This window comes from Mesorhizobium sp. NPDC059054, from assembly GCF_042739215.1.
GTDB lineage: Bacteria > Pseudomonadota > Alphaproteobacteria > Rhizobiales > Rhizobiaceae > Mesorhizobium.
The window spans coordinates 24,615-41,520 of sequence record NZ_JBHYHV010000009.1 but is presented as its reverse complement, the minus strand read 5'-3'; the positions used below and the strand labels follow the sequence as shown (position 1 = coordinate 41,520).

At 62.3% G+C, this 16,906-nt stretch carries 11 protein-coding genes; 6 read left to right on the top strand and 5 right to left on the bottom strand.

The genetic code is table 11. The features are described 5' to 3' along the window. Positions 1-45: 45 nt before the first annotated feature. The 3 genes from hemH (at position 46) to ACFWXH_RS29395 (ending at position 2,784) form a co-directional block, all read left to right on the top strand. Positions 46-1,098: a ferrochelatase gene (gene hemH, locus ACFWXH_RS29405; protein WP_379124983.1), complete on the top strand. Its 1,053-nt coding sequence runs from the start codon at positions 46-48 to the stop codon at positions 1,096-1,098. Between the two features lie 252 nt (positions 1,099-1,350). Beyond that, complete coding sequence (locus tag ACFWXH_RS29400; protein WP_054310801.1) at positions 1,351-2,307, top strand: SPFH domain-containing protein; 957 nt, start codon at positions 1,351-1,353, stop codon at positions 2,305-2,307. 12 nt (positions 2,308-2,319) lie between these two features. Continuing rightward, entirely contained in the window at positions 2,320-2,784 is a 465-nt protein-coding gene (locus ACFWXH_RS29395) for an NfeD family protein (protein ID WP_379124982.1), read from the top strand. Positions 2,785-2,838: 54 nt separating this feature from the next. Here the strand turns inward: ACFWXH_RS29395 and ACFWXH_RS29390 are convergent, their stop codons facing one another. Both ACFWXH_RS29390 and ACFWXH_RS29385 read right to left on the bottom strand, forming a co-directional pair. Further along, positions 2,839-3,216, bottom strand: coding sequence for a DUF4180 domain-containing protein (locus ACFWXH_RS29390; RefSeq protein WP_379124981.1), 378 nt, complete (start codon positions 3,214-3,216; stop codon positions 2,839-2,841). Between the two features lie 68 nt (positions 3,217-3,284). After that, entirely contained in the window at positions 3,285-4,286 is a 1,002-nt protein-coding gene (locus ACFWXH_RS29385; RefSeq protein ID WP_379124980.1) for an SIS domain-containing protein, read from the bottom strand. A 237-nt stretch (positions 4,287-4,523) separates the two neighbouring features. Between ACFWXH_RS29385 and ACFWXH_RS29380 the strand changes: the two genes are divergently transcribed. Next, the gene (locus ACFWXH_RS29380) at positions 4,524-6,314 is read left to right on the top strand and encodes an outer membrane beta-barrel protein (protein WP_379124979.1); all 1,791 of its coding nucleotides are present in this window, start codon (positions 4,524-4,526) and stop codon (positions 6,312-6,314) included. Positions 6,315-6,409: 95 nt separating this feature from the next. Here the strand turns inward: ACFWXH_RS29380 and galU are convergent, their stop codons facing one another. Continuing rightward, positions 6,410-7,315 carry a UTP--glucose-1-phosphate uridylyltransferase GalU gene (gene galU / locus ACFWXH_RS29375; protein WP_379124978.1) on the bottom strand — a complete coding sequence of 302 codons (906 nt, stop codon included), beginning with the start codon at positions 7,313-7,315 and terminating at the stop codon, positions 6,410-6,412. A gap of 369 nt (positions 7,316-7,684) precedes the next feature. Here galU and ACFWXH_RS29370 point away from each other — a divergent pair, with 369 nt between their 5' ends. Both ACFWXH_RS29370 and ACFWXH_RS29365 read left to right on the top strand, forming a co-directional pair. Further along, the gene (locus ACFWXH_RS29370) at positions 7,685-8,839 is read left to right on the top strand and encodes a lytic murein transglycosylase (protein ID WP_379124977.1); all 1,155 of its coding nucleotides are present in this window, start codon (positions 7,685-7,687) and stop codon (positions 8,837-8,839) included. Between the two features lie 68 nt (positions 8,840-8,907). Beyond that, positions 8,908-10,131 (top strand): DUF459 domain-containing protein, encoded by a 1,224-nt coding sequence (locus tag ACFWXH_RS29365; protein ID WP_379124976.1) that lies wholly within the window; start codon positions 8,908-8,910, stop codon positions 10,129-10,131. A 46-nt stretch (positions 10,132-10,177) separates the two neighbouring features. Here the strand turns inward: ACFWXH_RS29365 and ACFWXH_RS29360 are convergent, their stop codons facing one another. Further along, the gene (locus tag ACFWXH_RS29360; protein ID WP_379124974.1) at positions 10,178-11,632 is read right to left on the bottom strand and encodes a glutamate synthase subunit beta; all 1,455 of its coding nucleotides are present in this window, start codon (positions 11,630-11,632) and stop codon (positions 10,178-10,180) included. Positions 11,633-11,772: 140 nt separating this feature from the next. After that, on the bottom strand, positions 11,773-16,527 hold the full coding sequence (gene gltB / locus ACFWXH_RS29355; RefSeq protein ID WP_379124973.1) for a glutamate synthase large subunit: 4,755 nt from the start codon (positions 16,525-16,527) through the stop codon (positions 11,773-11,775). Between the last annotated feature and the right edge of the window lie 379 nt (positions 16,528-16,906).

The window sequence follows — 16,906 nt, the reverse complement described above, 5'->3', positions numbered from 1 at the left end:
AGACGCAGCATTGAAACCGTGTCTGCCGCTGTTAATTAGATGCCCATGACATTCGCCACCGAACCCAAAGCCGAGGTTTCCTCGCCCGTCGGCAGCCTGACGAACAACAGCCCCGAGAAAGTCGGGCTGATGCTGATCAATCTCGGCACGCCGGACGGGACCGACTATGGGCCGATGTGGCGCTACCTGCGCGAATTCCTCTCCGACCCGCGCGTTATCGAGATGCCGCGCTGGCTCTGGTACCCGATCCTTTACGGCCTGGTTCTGACGACACGGCCGAAGAAGTCGGGCGCCAACTATGCCAAGATCTGGAACCGGGAGAAAAACGAGTCGCCGCTGCGCACTTACACGCGCGGCCAGGGCGAGAAGCTGGCGCAGCGCCTCGGCGAGCTCACCAATGTCAGTGTCGACTGGGCGATGCGCTACGGCACCCCGTCGACGCGCTCGGTGGTGGAAAGGCTGGTCGCGCAAGGCTGCGACCGTATCCTCTCCTTCCCACTCTACCCGCAATATTCGGCAACGACGACGGCCACCGCCAACGACCAGTTGTTCCGCGCGCTCATGAAGATGAGGCGTGCGCCGGCGGTCCGGTCCGTTCCGCCCTATTATGCCGAGCCAGTCTATATCGACGCCCTAGCCCGCTCGATCGAAAAGCACCTCGCCACGCTGGATTTCGAACCGGAGGTGGTTGTCGCCTCCTATCACGGCATCCCGAAGCCTTATGCGGACAAGGGCGACCCCTATCAGCAGCATTGTCTGGAAACGACGCGACTGCTGCGTGAACGACTGGGCTGGAGTGAGGCGAAGCTGATCACCACCTTCCAATCCCGCTTCGGCGCGCAGGAATGGCTACAACCCTATACCGACAAGACGATGGAGCGGTTGGGCAAGGAAGGCGTCAAGCGCATCGCCGTACTCAATCCGGGATTCTCGGCAGATTGCATCGAGACACTCGAAGAGATCGCGCAGGAGGCACAAGAAATCTTCCTGCATGCCGGCGGCGAGAAATTCGCTCACATTCCTTGCCTCAACGACAGTCCGGAAGGCATGGATGTGATCGAGACGCTGGCACGGCGCGAATTGGCGGGCTGGATCTGATCGCTGGCCACGCGGTATTCGGACCAGAAGGCTGCATCCCCAGGTAGAACCGCTTCCCCGATTGTAACGGCGCTGAAACACACCTAAGTGTTTCGTGAGGTACCGCCGCGCGTCCATTCGGACGCGTAGAGGATGTTCTGGTATTTTGAGTCTGCGGTATTTGGGGGTGCGCACCGTGCTTGTCGAAAATCGACTCCGATTTCGGGCCGATGCGCCAGCCTCGCCACCTGCCGGCAATTGAGGGAGAGCCGAATGGATTTCAGCGGTTTCACGGGTTTCGACATCGCGATCGTCGTTTTGGTCGCGCTGGTCCTCATCCTGCTTTTCAAGGGCATCCGTACGGTGCCGCAGGGCTTCAACCATACTGTCGAGCGGTTCGGTCGCTACACCAAGACACTGACGCCGGGCCTGAATATCATCAATCCCATCTTCGAGCGCATCGGCGCCAAGCTGAACATGATGGAGCAGGTGCTCGATGTTCCGACCCAGGAGATCATCACCCGCGACAACGCCATCGTCGGCGTCGACGGCATCGCCTTTTACCAGATCCTGAACGCCGCCCAGGCTGCTTATCAGGTGTCCGGGTTGGAAAATGCGATCCTTAATCTCACCATGACGAACATCCGCACCGTCATGGGTTCGATGGACCTGGACGAGTTGCTCTCCAACCGTGATGCCATCAACGAGCGCCTGCTGCGCGTGGTCGACGAGGCCGCGCATCCCTGGGGCGTCAAGATCACCCGCGTCGAGATCAAGGACATCAACCCGCCGGCCAACCTGGTCGACTCCATGGCCCGCCAGATGATGGCCGAGCGCGACAAGCGCGCGCAGATCCTTGCCGCCGAAGGCCTGAAGCAGTCACAGATCCTGGAAGCGGAAGGCCGCCGCGAGGCCGCCTTCCGTGATGCCGAGGCGCGCGAGCGCTCGGCAGAAGCCGAAGCCCGTGCCACGCAGGTCGTGTCGGAAGCCATCGCCAAGGGTGACGTACAGGCCATCAACTACTTCGTGGCGCAGAGATACACCGAGGCACTGGCCAAGATCGGTACGGCCGGCAATTCCAAAATCGTCCTGATGCCGATGGAAGCCTCGTCGCTGATCGGTACCTTGGGTGGCATCGGCGAAATTGCCAAGGAGGTGTTCAAGGGGGACGGCCCGGGCACGCAGAGGCAGGCGGCACGCCCGCCGCTGGTGCGCCCGAACGAGAGCTGACGGAGTACGGCCATGCTGCAGCGGCTTCTCTTTGAACTCGGTCCCTGGAACTGGATGGTTCTTGGCTTTGCGCTGCTGGTGGCGGAAATCCTCGCCCCCGGTGTCTTCCTTTTGTGGATCGGCATAGCAGCGCTGCTGATCGGCGCGGCCTCGCTCGTCCTTTGGAACGCTGCGTTCTGGACCTGGCAGGCGCAGGTGCTGGCTTTCCTGGTGCTGGCCTTGTTGTCGGCCTATGCCGGGAAACGCTTTTTCAGCGGAAAGCGCGAGACCAGTGACCAGCCGCTGCTCAACCGGCGCGGCGAGCAGATGATCGGCCGCACCGCCACATTGGCCGAGCCGATCCGCGAAGGTCGTGGCCGTATTCAGCTCGGGGACACGCTGTGGCGGGTCTCCGGCCCAGACTTGCCGGCTGGCGCGCGTGTCCGGGTAACCGGTGCTGCAGAAACCGATCTGGAGCTGACCGTCGAGAAAATCTGAGTTTGGAGCGGTTCGGGGGTGCTGGAAACGCAAAATGCGTTGGAGCGGGTGTGCCTATCCAGCGCCCGTTCGCCTCAACAGCTTCTCCCTCAACGTCTCGAAATCAGGCACGAACCAGATCGAATTGCCTTTGTTGGTCTCGCGCACGAAATCGCGCAGCGGCCCGCTGCGCGCGAGCGCCTCGGCGATGTCGCCGACGATGGCGCATTTCAGATGATAATTGACCATCTTCTGGAACGCTGCGCCGGCAAGACCAGTGCTGAGCTTCAGGAAATCCGGACCAAGCCGCTCGACCGGAATGGCGAGTAGATCGACCTGCGAGGAGAAGGCTGCGCCCAACAGATCGTTGATGTCGGCTTCGCGCGCCAGCACCAGGCCTTCCTTGGCGTAGCAGAGCACCCGCGTACCGCCGATCTCGATCAGTTCATCCATGACGTTGCTCCCGCTGAGGCGCGAAGCCGGCGTTCAATCGTGGATATCGGCTTCGTGAAATTATGACGTCAGGCAGCGCCGATGCGCAGCAGATCGTGGAAATGCACCACGCCCACAGGCATCCCGCCTTCGACCACGACAAGCGCGCTGATGTTGTGCTTGTTCAGCAAGGCGATCGCCGCACCTGCGAACATCTGCGGCTCAACCGTTTTCGGCGTACGGGTCATGACTTCGTCGACCGTTGTCTCGCCGAGGTTGCGGTGCAGATTGCGGGCCAGATCGCCATCGGTGACGATACCGGACAATTTGCCGTCGCCATCGACCACGCACACACATCCCACCTTCTTCTGCGCCAGTGTCATCACCGCTTCCGGCATCTTCGTACCAAGCGGAACGAGCGGAATCTGATCGCCGGTGCGCATGATCTCGGAGATCAGCGTCAGATTGGCGCCGAGCTGCCCGCCGGGATGGAAGGTACGGAAATGATCCGGTGTGAAGCCGCGCGCTTCCAGCAGCGCGATCGCCAGCGCATCGCCCATCACCAGTTGCAACAGCGTCGAAGTGGTCGGCGCCAGCCCGTGCGGACAGGCTTCCTGAGCCTTGGGCAGCGTCAGAACCACATCGGCTGCGCGTCCCAGTGCCGATTTCTCGCCGGATGTCAGCCCGATCAGCGGAATTGAAAAGCGCCGCGAATAATCGATGATGCCTTTGAGCTCCAGGCTTTCACCCGACCACGACAGCGCGATGATCGCGTCATCCGGCGCGATCATGCCGAGATCGCCGTGGTTGGCCTCGACCGGGTGCACGAAAAAGGCCGGCGTGCCGGTGGAAGCGAGCGTGGCGGCGATCTTGGAGCCTATATGGCCGCTCTTGCCGACACCGGTGACGATCACCCGGCCCCTGATGCGCGACAGGATATCGACGGCCTGCGCGAAGGGTTCGGCCAGGCCGTTCTCCAGCGCCGTACTAAGCGCGGCCAGTCCGGCCTGTTCGGTGGCCACCGTTCTGAGGGCCGAAGCGATGGCGGCCTGACGATCCGCCGGCTTCTTCTTCAAGCTTGCAGCATGCATGGACGAAGCGATTATCCTTTCCGCGTCCGTCTGTCCATTTCATTCGTTTGCCGGTCACAACGCGTCCGAAGCTAACACTCCATTAACCATCCCAATTTACGGTTCGGTAAGCATGGCGCCAGGGGTGTGCGCCACCAACATGTGGTAACGATGTCGCGGGCTCAGCCTGACAGAAGCAGCCTAGAAAGGACGGCCGCCGGCGCTTTGCTGCTGGCAGCGACGGCCCTGCCTTTGCTCATGACATCACCCACATCTGCTCAACAGCTCAATTTACGCGGTCCGCTCAACGACCAGTTCCTCACCCAGAACCAGCCTCGCGGGCTGCCACCGGCGGGCCGGTTCGGCACCAGCGGTCTGTCGCCGCTCAATCGCACACCGGGTGCCTTGCCTCCGCCGGTGGCCCCGGCAACAGGCATCCCGAACCCGGCATATCAGCCTGCCAGCCCCGGCGCGCTGCCGGACGATCCCAATGCACTGAACACCGCGCCGGCCGACGGCACCGGCCAGTTGGATGCCGCCGGCAATCCTGCTCAGGCTGGAACGGCTGGCACGAATGGGCTCGGTGCTGCACAGGCTGCGGATCCTTTCGCGAACCAGGCAGCCCCGGCAACCCGCCGCCGGCCTGTTGCCACCGGCACCAATCTCCCGAACGCCGCTGAGGCCGGACAACGCGGCCGCAACGATGCAACAGCCGCCCAGGACGGCGAGCCGGATCGCACGACGACACGGCGCAACGCAGCCCGCCGCCCCGGCACCCCTGCAGCGGCGGAAGCGGAACCGGAGCTCGACCGCAATATTCGCACCGGAACGATTGACGCTGCGGACCGTGGCCCGCTCGATCCCCGTGCCGACCGCACCGCAGCGATCGAAGGCGGTGTCGTACGACGGGAGGATACGCCCTATGCGCCACTTGGCATCAAGCTCGGCAGTTTCACGCTAAGGCCGTCTCTGGAGCAGGGTGTGCTGGCGACTTCGAATGCCGACAATAGCGCCCTCGGTCGCTCGGCAACGATCTCGCAAAGCACCTTGCGTCTTAACGCGACATCCGACTGGGCTACCAATTCGGCGGTCATCGATGGCGACCTCAACTATCGCAAAACTCTTTCCGGCCAGGAGGTCAAGGAATGGCGCGGTCGCCTCGACGGCACGCTCAATGTCGATCTCGATCACGATTGGCGTGCCATCGCCACACTTGGCTTCGAGACGGCGCCGGAAGGCGCGACCTCGCCGGAGGGCGTACCGGGCGCGATCACGCAACCGCAGCGCAAGACTTTCGAGGGCAGCCTTGCGCTGCAGAAGGAGATCGGCAAGCTGCGCCTCGGTCTGACCGGCGCGGCTGAACGCAGCATCTTCGGCGACGCGACACTTGGCGACGGCACCATCCAGTCACAGGAAACCCGCAACTCGACACTCTACACCACCACCTTGCGCGGCGGTTACCAGATCTCGCCAGCGCTCACCCCTTTTGCAGAGGTCGAGATCGGCCGCCGAGCCTTCGATGAAACGGCAGACCTGAACGGCTACGAGCGCTCATCCAAACGGCTCGGCATACGCGGGGGCGTGGAACTCGACCTGGGCGAGAAACTGAACGGCGAAATGTCCGTCGGCTGGCTGCGCCAAAGTTTCGACGATAGCCGCCTGCTTCCGGTTTCGGGCGCCACGGTGGCCGCAGACTTCCGCTGGTCGCCGGTGCGTGGCACCATCGTGGGCCTCAACGGCGAAACCATACTGGAAGATACCACCACCCCAGGCCAGAGCGGCTCGGTCCTCTATACGTCCGGGCTGACCCTGGAGCGCCAGATGCGCGCCAATCTGACCGGCAATGCGGCTCTTGGCCTGTCTTACCGCGACTACAAAGGCACCGGCGATCATGACCTGATCTACAGCGCCCAGGTCGGCGCGACATGGTGGCTCAACCGCTATCTCGGCCTGACTTCCTATGTGCGTCACGAACGGATGACCAGCAGTATCGAGAACCGCGACAGCAAGACCAACAGCGTCTATCTCGGCCTCACCGTCCAGCGGTGAGGTCGACTGGCTATCGGCCGCAACACCCCCTGCCCGGACCGCTCAAAATGCATTCGGCCGGATAAAAACCCGGCCGATGCGTGCCATCGACAATTCTAGACGGCGGACGCCTTGATGCCGGCGCTCTCGAACTCGTCCAGCAGTGTGCGAATGACGCCAGCCATGCTGCTGTCCGTGCCCTCGCGCCACAGCGCGAAGGCGACATTGGCCTCGACGAAACCTTCCGGCGAGCCGCAATCGAAGGTCCGGCCGCGATAGTGGTAACCGTAGAACGACTGCTCCTTCATCAGCTTCAGCATGCCGTCGGTGAGTTGGATCTCGTTGCCGGCGCCGCGTTCCTGGCTTTCCAGGATCGCGAAGATCTCCGGCTGCAGGATATAGCGACCATTGATGTAGAAATTCGACGGCGCCGTGCCCTTTTCCGGCTTCTCCACCATTGCGGTAATGCGGAAACCGGTATGAGTGTCCTCGCCGCGGCCGACGATGCCGTATTTATGCGCTTCGGCCGGATCGCATTCCTGCACGGCGATGATGTTGTTGCCGGTCTCTTCGTAGAGTTCGACCATGTCCTTCATGCAGCTCTTTTGCGACTGCATGATCATATCGGGAAGCAACAATGCAAAGGGTTCGTCGCCGACCAGCTCGCGCGCGCACCAGACAGCATGACCGAGCCCCAGCGGCACCTGCTGGCGGGTAAACGAGGTCTGGCCCGGCGCCGGCTGTAGGCGTTGCAGACGCTCCAGCACCTGATCCTTGCCGCGCTGGGCGAGCGTATCATAGAGCTCGAACTGCACATCGAAATGGTCTTCGATGACCGCCTTGTTGCGACCGGTGACGAAAATGAAATGTTCGATGCCGGCTTCCCGTGCCTCATCGACGACATATTGGATGACAGGCCTGTCGACGACGGTCAGCATTTCCTTCGGAATGGCCTTGGTGGCGGGAAGAAAGCGCGTACCGAGACCGGCGACTGGAAAAACTGCCTTCCTGACTTTTCTCATCGATCCATCATCCGTTGCGGGAACAACCCTTTTGCCGGAACATTTTCACGCCGGAATTGAAGACTAGTGAACGGCCGGAGGCTTCCTGTCAAAATTTCTATCGGACGTGTTTTTTGTAACCCGGCCGCTCTATGGTAAACCAAATCCTAACCGGGTTCGGTCATGAATGCTCTTCCTGCGATGAAAATGGAGGACATGATGCCCTTTCGCACCGCTGCTAGAGCGTTTCCGTTCTTCACGGAAACGCGGAAACGCTTTAGCTCTTTGTTTTTACAGAATTCCGGACGCAAAACCGCTGCGCACTTTTGCAGTAATTGCTCTAAGCGTCTTGCCAGTCTTGCCACGGCCACGGCGCTGTCGATTGCCTTGTTGATCCCGACCGGGCCTGCGCAAGCCGACGCTGGCTTCCGCAACTGGATTGCCTCGTTCCGCGCCACCGCCGTTCAATCGGGCGTGTCCGGCGCCGTCTATGATGCCGCGTTCCGCAGCATCAAGGATCCCGATCTGGAAGTGCTTGAGAAGGCACGTTTCCAGCCTGAATTCACCGCGCCGGCATGGGATTATTTCGACAATCGCGTGCACGAACAGTCGATCGCCAACGGTCAGGCGATGGCTCGCAAATGGAAGCCCTGGCTGGACAAGATCGAGGCCCGTTTCGGCGTCGATCGTTATATCCTGCTCGCCATCTGGTCGATGGAATCCAACTATGGCGAGATGCTGAAACGCGACGATGTCATGCGCAACGTCATCCGTTCGCTGGCAACACTCGGCTATGGCGACAAGAAGCGTTCCAAATTCGCCCGCACCCAGTTGATCGCAGCACTCAAGATCCTGCAGACCGGTGACATCGACGAAAGCCATCTGCAAGGTTCGTGGGCCGGTGCCATGGGTCACACCCAGTTCATCCCCACCAGCTACCAGGCCTATGCGGTCGATTTCGACGGTAACGGCCGCCGCGACATCTGGAATTCGGTGCCCGATGCGTTGGCGACCGCAGCCAACCTCTTGAAGAGGAATGGTTGGCAGCCCGGCAAGACCTGGGGCTATGAGGTAGCCCTGCCTGACGGCAAGATGCCGGGCGGTTCGATGTCGCTTGCCAAATGGCAGTCGCTTGGCGTTGCCCGCGCCAGCGGGAAGACGTTCCGAAACGGTTCCGACAAGGCCACCTTGAAGCTGCCGGGTGGCCGCGAAGGCCCCGCCTTCTTGGTGACGCGTAACTTCTCGGTCATCAAGCGCTACAACAATGCCGACAAATACGCCTTCGCCGTCGGCCTGCTGGCCGACCAGATCGCTGGTTACGGCACGCTGGTGAACGACTGGAGCCGGCCTTTCACCAAGCTCAGCTTCTCCGAAAAGCAGGAGTTGCAGCAGCGTCTGGCCGACCACGGCTATTACAGCGGCAATTTCGACGGCAAGATCGGCCAGGCTTCCAAGGATGCCATCATGGCCTATCAGGCCAAGGTCGGCTTGACCCCGGACGGCAATCCCAGCATGGAAGTGCTGAAGACGCTGCGGCGGCGTTAACGTCCGGCATATGAAGAAGGAGCGATCCGGCCGGTTCGGATCGCCCATAATGGAAACGGAGAGGCAGCTTGGCGGCGGCAACGCGCTTGATGGCAAGACTACGCCGGCTGCCGTTCCTCTTCGTCGCGGCCGCCGTCCTGATTGTCGGGACCGCCGCATCGTTCCATGCCCCGGCCTTCGCCCAGGAAGAGGAAGCGCGGCCCTGGTCGCTGCGGGATCTGTTCTTCCCTCGCCGCAGCGAGCGGGTGGCCCCGCCGCCGGATGCCCGGTTCCCGCCTCGCCCAAAAAAGAAGAAGGCTGTCGTGCGCAAGCCACCGGCGGCGCCGCAAGCGCCGGTGGTTGAGAAGGCCGCGGACGCCCGTACCATCCTGGTCATCGGCGACTTCATGGCGAGCGGCCTTGCCGAAGGGTTGAACGAGGTCTTTGCCGACAATCCCGCCATCCGTGTTGCCGACAAGGCCAGGGGCTCTTCCGGCTTCGTGCGCGACGATGTCTACGACTGGCCACAGGAGATCGCAGGTGTCCTGGCGGCCGAAAAGCCGGCCGCAGTCATAGTCATGATGGGTTCGAACGACCGCCAGCAGATGAAAGTGGGTGAAGAGCGCGAACAACCACGCACGGAAGTATGGACAAAGGCCTATGAGCTGCGCACCGAGGCGCTCGCAAAGGCCTTGGCGAGTTCCAAGATTCCCTATCTTTGGGTCGGCATGCCGGCCTTCAAGACGCAGAAGATGACCACCGACATGCTGGCCTTCAACGGCATCTATCGCGCCGCGGCCGAGACCTATAACGGCGAATTCGTCGATATCTGGGACGGTTTCGTCGATGAGAACGGCGCCTTTGTCTCGACCGGTCCGGACGTCAATGGCCAACCGGTGCGCCTGCGTGCCGACGATGGCATCAACCTGACCCGCGGTGGCAAGCGCAAGCTGGCCTTTTATGCCGAAAAGCCCTTGATGAAGATGCTCGGCCTGTCGACACCGACGGCTCCCGCGTCCCTGCCGGTCGGCCCTACGCCTTCGGGTCAACCGGCGACACCAGCCGCCCCGATGCCCGTCGACCGCACCGAACCGATCGCACTGGGCGATCCGGCGCTCGACGGGGGAACGGAATTGCTGGGCGCAACGCCGCCCGCAAAGCCCGCACTTGTGCTTCCGGGAGAAAAACTGGCCGTCCAGGGTATCGCGCCAGCCGCTTCACCTGGCCGTGCGGACGACTTTGGCGGGTCGACGGCAAGCGTGCCGCCACGAGAGACGACCAATGCGATCGGAAAGAAGGAGAATAGTGAGTAGTGAGTAGGATTCTTCCCTCACTACTCACTACTCACTACTCACTCGTTCATCGTGGCAACACGCTTGAGCCGGTCAGCGCCTCGTCGATGGCACGCGCGGCCTGACGGCCTTCGCGGATCGCCCACACCACCAGCGACTGGCCACGGCGGATATCGCCCGCGGCATAAAGCCGGTCGATATTGGTGCGGTAGTCGTGATCGTTGGCTGCGACATTCTTCGAACGGCGCACGTCGGTGATGATGTCGAGCTTGCCGTCCAGTTCAGTCGTCACCCCGCCTTCGATCGGACCGGCGAAGCCGATGGCGATGAAGGCGAGATCGGCGCGAATGACGAATTCCGTACCAGGGATCGGCTTGCGCTTCTCGTCCACTTCGCAGCACTTGACGCCGGTGAGCTGACCTTCCTCACCGATGAATTCCAGCGTCGCGACCTGGAATTCGCGCTCGGCCCCCTCGGCTTGGCTCGAAGAGGTGCGCATCTTTGTCGCCCAATAAGGCCAGACCGAAAGCTTGTCTTCCTTCTCCGGCGGCTGCGGACGGATATCGAGCTGGGTGACGCGCACCGCGCCTTGACGGAAGGCCGTGCCGACACAGTCGGAGGCGGTATCGCCGCCGCCGACGACAACGACATGCTGGCCGGATGCCACGATCGGCTGCGACTGCCAGGCGACCGACTGGATATCCTCGCCGCCGACGCGCTTGTTCTGCTGGACGAGGTAAGGCATCGCATCGTGCACGCCTTCGAGATCGTCGCCGGGAATGCCGGCGGGACGCGGCGTTTCCGAACCGCCGCAATAGAGCACTGCATCGTATTCGGCGAGCAGCTCCTCGACCTTCTTATCGACGCCGACATTGACGCCGCAATGGAAAGTCACCCCCTCGCCCGCCATCTGTTCGACGCGACGGTCGATATAATGCTTCTCCATCTTGAAGTCGGGGATGCCGAAACGCAGCAGGCCGCCGGGACGGCTCTCGCGCTCGAAGACATGCACGTCATGGCCGGCACGACCGAGCTGCTGTGCGGCCGCCATGCCGGTTGGGCCGGAGCCGATGATGGCAACCTTCTTGCCGGTCTTCTTCTCCGGCGGATAGGGGCGGACAAAGCCGGTCTCGTAGGCCTTGTCGGCCAGGGCCTGCTCCACCGTCTTGATGGCGACCGGAATGTCTTCCAGGTTCAGCGTGCAGGCTTCCTCGCAAGGTGCGGGACAGATACGACCGGTGAATTCCGGAAAATTGTTGGTCGAATGCAGGTTGCGGATCGCCGCGTCCCAGTCGCCGTTGTAGACGAGGTCGTTCCAATCCGGGATCTGATTGTGGATCGGACAGCCGGTTGGGCCATGACAGAAGGGAATGCCGCAATCCATGCAGCGCGCGGCCTGTTTCTCGACCTCCGGCTGCGACATCGGCAGCGTGAACTCGCGGAAATGCCGGATACGGTCTGACGCCGGCTGATACTTGTGTACCTGCCGGTCGATCTCGAGAAAACCTGTTACCTTGCCCATGTTCCAGTTCCTGTAGACCACGTGGCGGGGTTACCGCCGCACCCGTTATCCTCATCCGGTCGCGAGCGCAACCGCGGGATCGGGTCATTGATTGGCTGTGTTGTGACGGGCGCCGGGAAGCGCTTGCCTCCCGGCTATGCCTATTCGGCCGCCACGCTCATGCGGGCGCGCTCCATCTCCTGCAGCGCGCGGCGATACTCGACCGGCATGACTTTCCGGAATTTCGGCCGGAAGTTCGCCCAATCGTCGAGGATCTCCTTGCCCCGTGTCGAACCGGTGTAGTGCACATGGTTCGAGATCAGCTGGTAGAGGCGTTCCTCGTCGTGGCTGGTCATGTCGCCGGATACATCGACACGTCCCTTGTGGTCGATGTCGCCACCATGATGGAGCAGCTTCTCCATCAGGTCATCCTCTTCCGGGACCGGCTCGAGCTCGACCATCGCCATGTTGCAGCGGAGCGCGAAATCGCCCTCTTCGTCCAGCACATAGGCAACGCCACCCGACATGCCGGCCGCGAAGTTACGGCCCGTCTTGCCGATGACGACGACCACGCCACCGGTCATGTATTCGCAGCCATGGTCGCCCACGCCCTCGACGACAGTCACGGCACCCGAGTTGCGCACGGCGAACCGCTCGCCGGCCACACCACGGAAATAGCACTCGCCCTCGATGGCGCCGTAGAGCACGGTATTGCCGACGATGATCGAGTCCTCGGCGACGATCTTCGCATCATCCGGCGGACGGATGACGATGCGGCCGCCCGACAGGCCCTTGGCGACATAATCGTTGCCGGCGCCGATCAGTTCGAACGACACGCCACGCGCCAGGAAGGCGCCGAAGGACTGGCCGGCGGTGCCGGTCAGCGTCACCTTGATGGTGTCCTCGCGCAAGCCCTTGTGCTTGAAGCGCTTGGCGACCTCGCCCGACAGCATTGCGCCCGCCGAGCGGTCGACATTGCGGATCGGCACAGCGATCTCGACCGGCTGCCGTGCTTCAAGGGCAGGCTTGGCCTGTTCGATCAACTGACGGTCCAGCACATCGTCGATCGGGTGCTTCTGGCGTTCGGTCCAATGAACGGCCTCGCGCGGCGCTTCGGGCTTGTGGAACATCTTCGAGAAATCCAGCCCGCGTGCCTTCCAGTGGTTGATGACCTCGCGCTTTTCCAGAAGATCGGTGTCGCCGATGATCTGGTCGAGATGGGTGTAACCCATTTCGGCCAGCAGTTCGCGCACCTCTTCCGCCACGTAGAAGAAGTAGTTGATGACGTGTTCGGGCGTTCCCTTGAAGCGCTTGCGCAGCACCGGATCCTGGGTGGCGACGCCAACCGGGCAGGTGTTGAGGTGGCACTTGCGCATCATGATGCAGCCGGCCGCGATCAGTGGCGCGGTCGAGAAGCCGAACTCGTCGGCGCCGAGCAGTGCGCCGACGATGACATCGCGTCCGGTGCGCAGGCCACCGTCGACCTGCAGCGCCACTCTGGAACGCAGGCCGTTCAGCACCAGCGTCTGATGCGTCTCGGCCAGCCCCATCTCCCATGGCGAGCCGGCATGCTTGAGCGAGGTCAGCGGCGAAGCGCCGGTACCGCCATCGTAGCCGGAGATGGTGATGTGGTCGGCACGCGCCTTGGCGACGCCCGCCGCAACCGTTCCGACGCCGACTTCCGACACCAGCTTCACCGACACGTCGGCCGCCGGATTGACGTTCTTCAGATCGTAGATCAGCTGCGCCAGATCCTCGATCGAATAGATGTCATGATGCGGCGGCGGCGAGATCAAGCCGACGCCAGGTGTCGAATGGCGAACCTTGGCGATGGTCGCGTCGACCTTGTGGCCGGGCAGCTGGCCGCCCTCGCCGGGCTTAGCGCCCTGCGCCACCTTGATCTGCATCATGTCGGAATTGACGAGATATTCTGCGCTCACGCCGAACCGGCCCGACGCCACCTGCTTGATGGCCGAACGCTCGAGATTGCGGCCACCGCCAGGCAGCGGCAGGTAGCGGTCCGGCTCCTCGCCGCCCTCGCCCGTATTCGACTTGCCGCCGATCGTGTTCATGGCGATCGCCAGCGTGGTATGGGCTTCCCGGGAGATCGAGCCGAACGACATCGCACCCGTCGAGAAACGCTTTACGATCTCGGCCGCTGGCATGACCTCTTCCAGTGCCACCTTCTTGCGGCCGGTCTCTTCGGCCAGCCTGATGCGGAACAGGCCGCGGATCTGCTGGGCGCGCGCCGTCTCGCTGTCGATCTGCTGCGAGAATTCCTTGAAGGTCGACCACGAACCCTTGCGCACGGCATGCTGCAGCGTGGCAACCGCGTCCGGCGTCCAGGTATGGGCTTCGCCGCGCATGCGGTACATGTATTCGCCGCCAACCTGCAGACTGGTGCGCAGCACCGGATCATCGCCGAAGGCATCGCCATGGCGGGCCACCGTCTCTTCCGAAACCTCGTCGAGGCCGACGCCTTCGATCAGCGTCGCTGTTCCGGTGAAGTATTTCTCGATGAAGTCGCTCTTGAGACCGACCGCGTCGAAGATCTGCGCGCCGCAATAGGACTGGTAGGTCGAGATGCCCATCTTAGACATCACCTTGAGGATACCCTTGCCGATCGACTTGATATAGCGCGAGACGACTTCCGAGGCGTCGACCTCTTCCGGCATCTCGCCCTTCCTGTGCATGTCGAGCAGCGTATCGAAAGCGAGATACGGGTTGATCGCTTCCGCTCCGTAACCGGCTAGGCAGCAGAAATGATGCACTTCGCGCGGCTCGCCCGATTCCACGACCAGGCCGACCGAAGTACGCAAGCCCTTGCGGATCAGGTGATGGTGCACGGCAGCCGTCGCCAGCAGCGCCGGAATGGCGATGCGGTCCGGCCCGACCTGACGGTCGGACAGGATGATGATGTTGTAGCCCCCGGCAACCGCCGCTTCGGCGCGGTCGCACAGACGCTCGACCGCACCCGTCATGCCCGCTACCCCTTCGGTGACGGAATAGGTGATGTCGATGGTCTTGGTGTCGAAGCGATCCTCGGTGTGACCGATGGAGCGGATCTTCTCCAGATCGCCATTGGTGAGGATCGGCTGGCGCACTTCCAGCCGCTTCTTGCGGGAGGAACCGACCAGATCGAAGATGTTCGGCCGCGGTCCGATGAAGGACACCAGGCTCATCACCAGTTCCTCGCGGATCGGATCGATCGGCGGGTTGGTGACCTGGGCGAAGTTCTGCTTGAAATAGGTGTAGAGCAGCTTCGACTTGTCCGACATCGCCGAAATCGGCGTGTCGGTACCCATCGAGCCGACGGCTTCCTGGCCGGTGACGGCCATCGGCGCCATCAGAAGCTTCAGATCCTCCTGGCTGTAGCCGAAGGACTGCTGACGGTCGAGCAGAGTGACATCCTTGCGAAGCGCGCGCGGCTCCACCGGGTTCAGGTCCTCGAGCACCAGTTGGGTGCGCTTCAGCCAGTCCTTGTAGGGATGCTGCGCAGCAATCTCCTTCTTGATCTCCTCGTCGGAGATGATGCGCCCCTTGACCAGGTCGATGAGCAGCATCTTGCCCGGCTGCAGCCGCCACTTGCGCACGACATGCTTTTCGTCGACCGGCAGCACACCGGCCTCCGAGGCCAGAATGACGCGATCGTCGTCGGTGACGATATAACGCGCGGGCCTCAGGCCGTTGCGGTCCAGCGTCGCGCCGATCTGGCGCCCGTCGGTGAAGCAGACGGCGGCGGGACCATCCCACGGCTCCATCAGCGCTGCGTGGTATTCGTAGAACGCCTTACGGTCGGCATCCATCGACTTGTTGCCGGCCCAGGCTTCCGGGATCAGCATCATCATCGAATGCGCCAGCGTGTAGCCCCCCTGGAACAGGAACTCGAGCGCGTTGTCGAAACAGGCCGTATCCGACTGCCCCTCATAGGAAATCGGCCACAGCTTGGAAATGTTGTTGCCGAAGAGCTCGGAATCGACCGAGGCCTGGCGTGCCGCCATCCAGTTGTTGTTGCCGCGCACGGTGTTGATTTCACCGTTGTGGGCGACCATGCGGTAGGGATGCGCCAGCTTCCACGACGGGAAAGTGTTGGTCGAAAAACGCTGGTGGACCAGGATCAGCGCCGTCTCGAAGCGCGGGTCGGAAAGGTCCTTGTAATACGCACCGACCTGATAGGCCAGGAACATGCCTTTATAGACGATGGTGCGCGCCGACAGCGACACGCAGTAGGAGCCGATGTCCTTGTTGTTGTGCTCGGCATAGATGCGGCCCGAGATCACCTTGCGCAGGAGATAGAGGCGCGCCTCGTATTCCTCGTCATTGTCGATGTCGGGCGTGCGGCCGATGAACACCTGGCGGTGGAACGGCTCGGCCGCCGCGATATCGGGCGCTTTGGACAAAGAGGAATTGTCGACCGGAACGTCGCGAAAACCGATGAGCGGAAGACCCTCGGATTGCGCCGATTCGGCGATGATCGCGTCGACATGGGCGCGCAGTTCCGGATCCCGCGGCATGAACCAGTGCCCGACGCCATACTGGCCGGCCGGCGGCAGCTCGATGTCCTGCTTGGCCATTTCCTCGCGGAAGAAACGGTCGGGGATTTGCACCAGCACGCCGGCACCGTCGCCCATCAACGGGTCCGCGCCCACCGCGCCGCGGTGGGTGAGGTTTTCCAGCATGAACAGGCCGTCCTTGACGATCTGGTGCGACTTCACGCCCTTCATCTGGGCGATGAAGCCGACGCCGCAGGCGTCATGTTCGTTGCGCGGGTCATACATGCCTTGGGCCGAAGGCGATCGGTCGAACAGTCCGGCGGTCGGAGCGGTGGTGGTTCGGAGAGCGGCTTTGACGGTGGCCGCTTTCGTCTGTGCAACCGAGGCAAAAACCGTCGTCACAGATGGCGTCACTTCCGTCATCGTTCTATCCTCTGTTCTGCGCCACTCGGACGCTTCTTCTCCATGGGAAGCTTGACACTTCCCTCTTCACGTTTCTCGCACCTGTCGCGAAATCCTGGCGAACCATGCCGGGTATCGTCCGGCCGAGGTTCGGCCTGTCATCGCACGCCACTCGTGGCGGCAGCCGGACAAGCGTCGATCATACGCCAATCCAGCCTGGTTGGTACCGGTAAATAAGACAGCAATGCTGTCCTAAATTTCCTATGACAGAAATCCAGATCTCATACAAGACCGATTCGGAAATTTCCCGACCGTTTGGCGAAAGAAAATTACCCAGTACCGATCGCTGTCGAAACTTTGTGGCCCAATAGCACGGATGGCCTCTGGCTCCAAACATCAG

Excerpts from the sequence above, each read along its gene's own strand:
- hemH (WP_379124983.1), top strand. The coding sequence starts at position 46 with ATGACATTCGCCACCGAACCCAAAGCCGAGGTTTCCTCGCCCGTCGGC.
- ACFWXH_RS29400 (WP_054310801.1), top strand. The coding sequence starts at position 1,351 with ATGGATTTCAGCGGTTTCACGGGTTTCGACATCGCGATCGTCGTTTTG.
- ACFWXH_RS29395 (WP_379124982.1), top strand. The coding sequence starts at position 2,320 with ATGCTGCAGCGGCTTCTCTTTGAACTCGGTCCCTGGAACTGGATGGTT.
- ACFWXH_RS29390 (WP_379124981.1), bottom strand. The coding sequence starts at position 3,216 with ATGGATGAACTGATCGAGATCGGCGGTACGCGGGTGCTCTGCTACGCC.
- ACFWXH_RS29385 (WP_379124980.1), bottom strand. The coding sequence starts at position 4,286 with ATGCATGCTGCAAGCTTGAAGAAGAAGCCGGCGGATCGTCAGGCCGCC.
- ACFWXH_RS29380 (WP_379124979.1), top strand. The coding sequence starts at position 4,524 with ATGACATCACCCACATCTGCTCAACAGCTCAATTTACGCGGTCCGCTC.
- galU (WP_379124978.1), bottom strand. The coding sequence starts at position 7,315 with ATGAGAAAAGTCAGGAAGGCAGTTTTTCCAGTCGCCGGTCTCGGTACG.
- ACFWXH_RS29360 (WP_379124974.1), bottom strand. The coding sequence starts at position 11,632 with ATGGGCAAGGTAACAGGTTTTCTCGAGATCGACCGGCAGGTACACAAG.
- gltB (WP_379124973.1), bottom strand. The coding sequence starts at position 16,527 with ATGACGGAAGTGACGCCATCTGTGACGACGGTTTTTGCCTCGGTTGCA.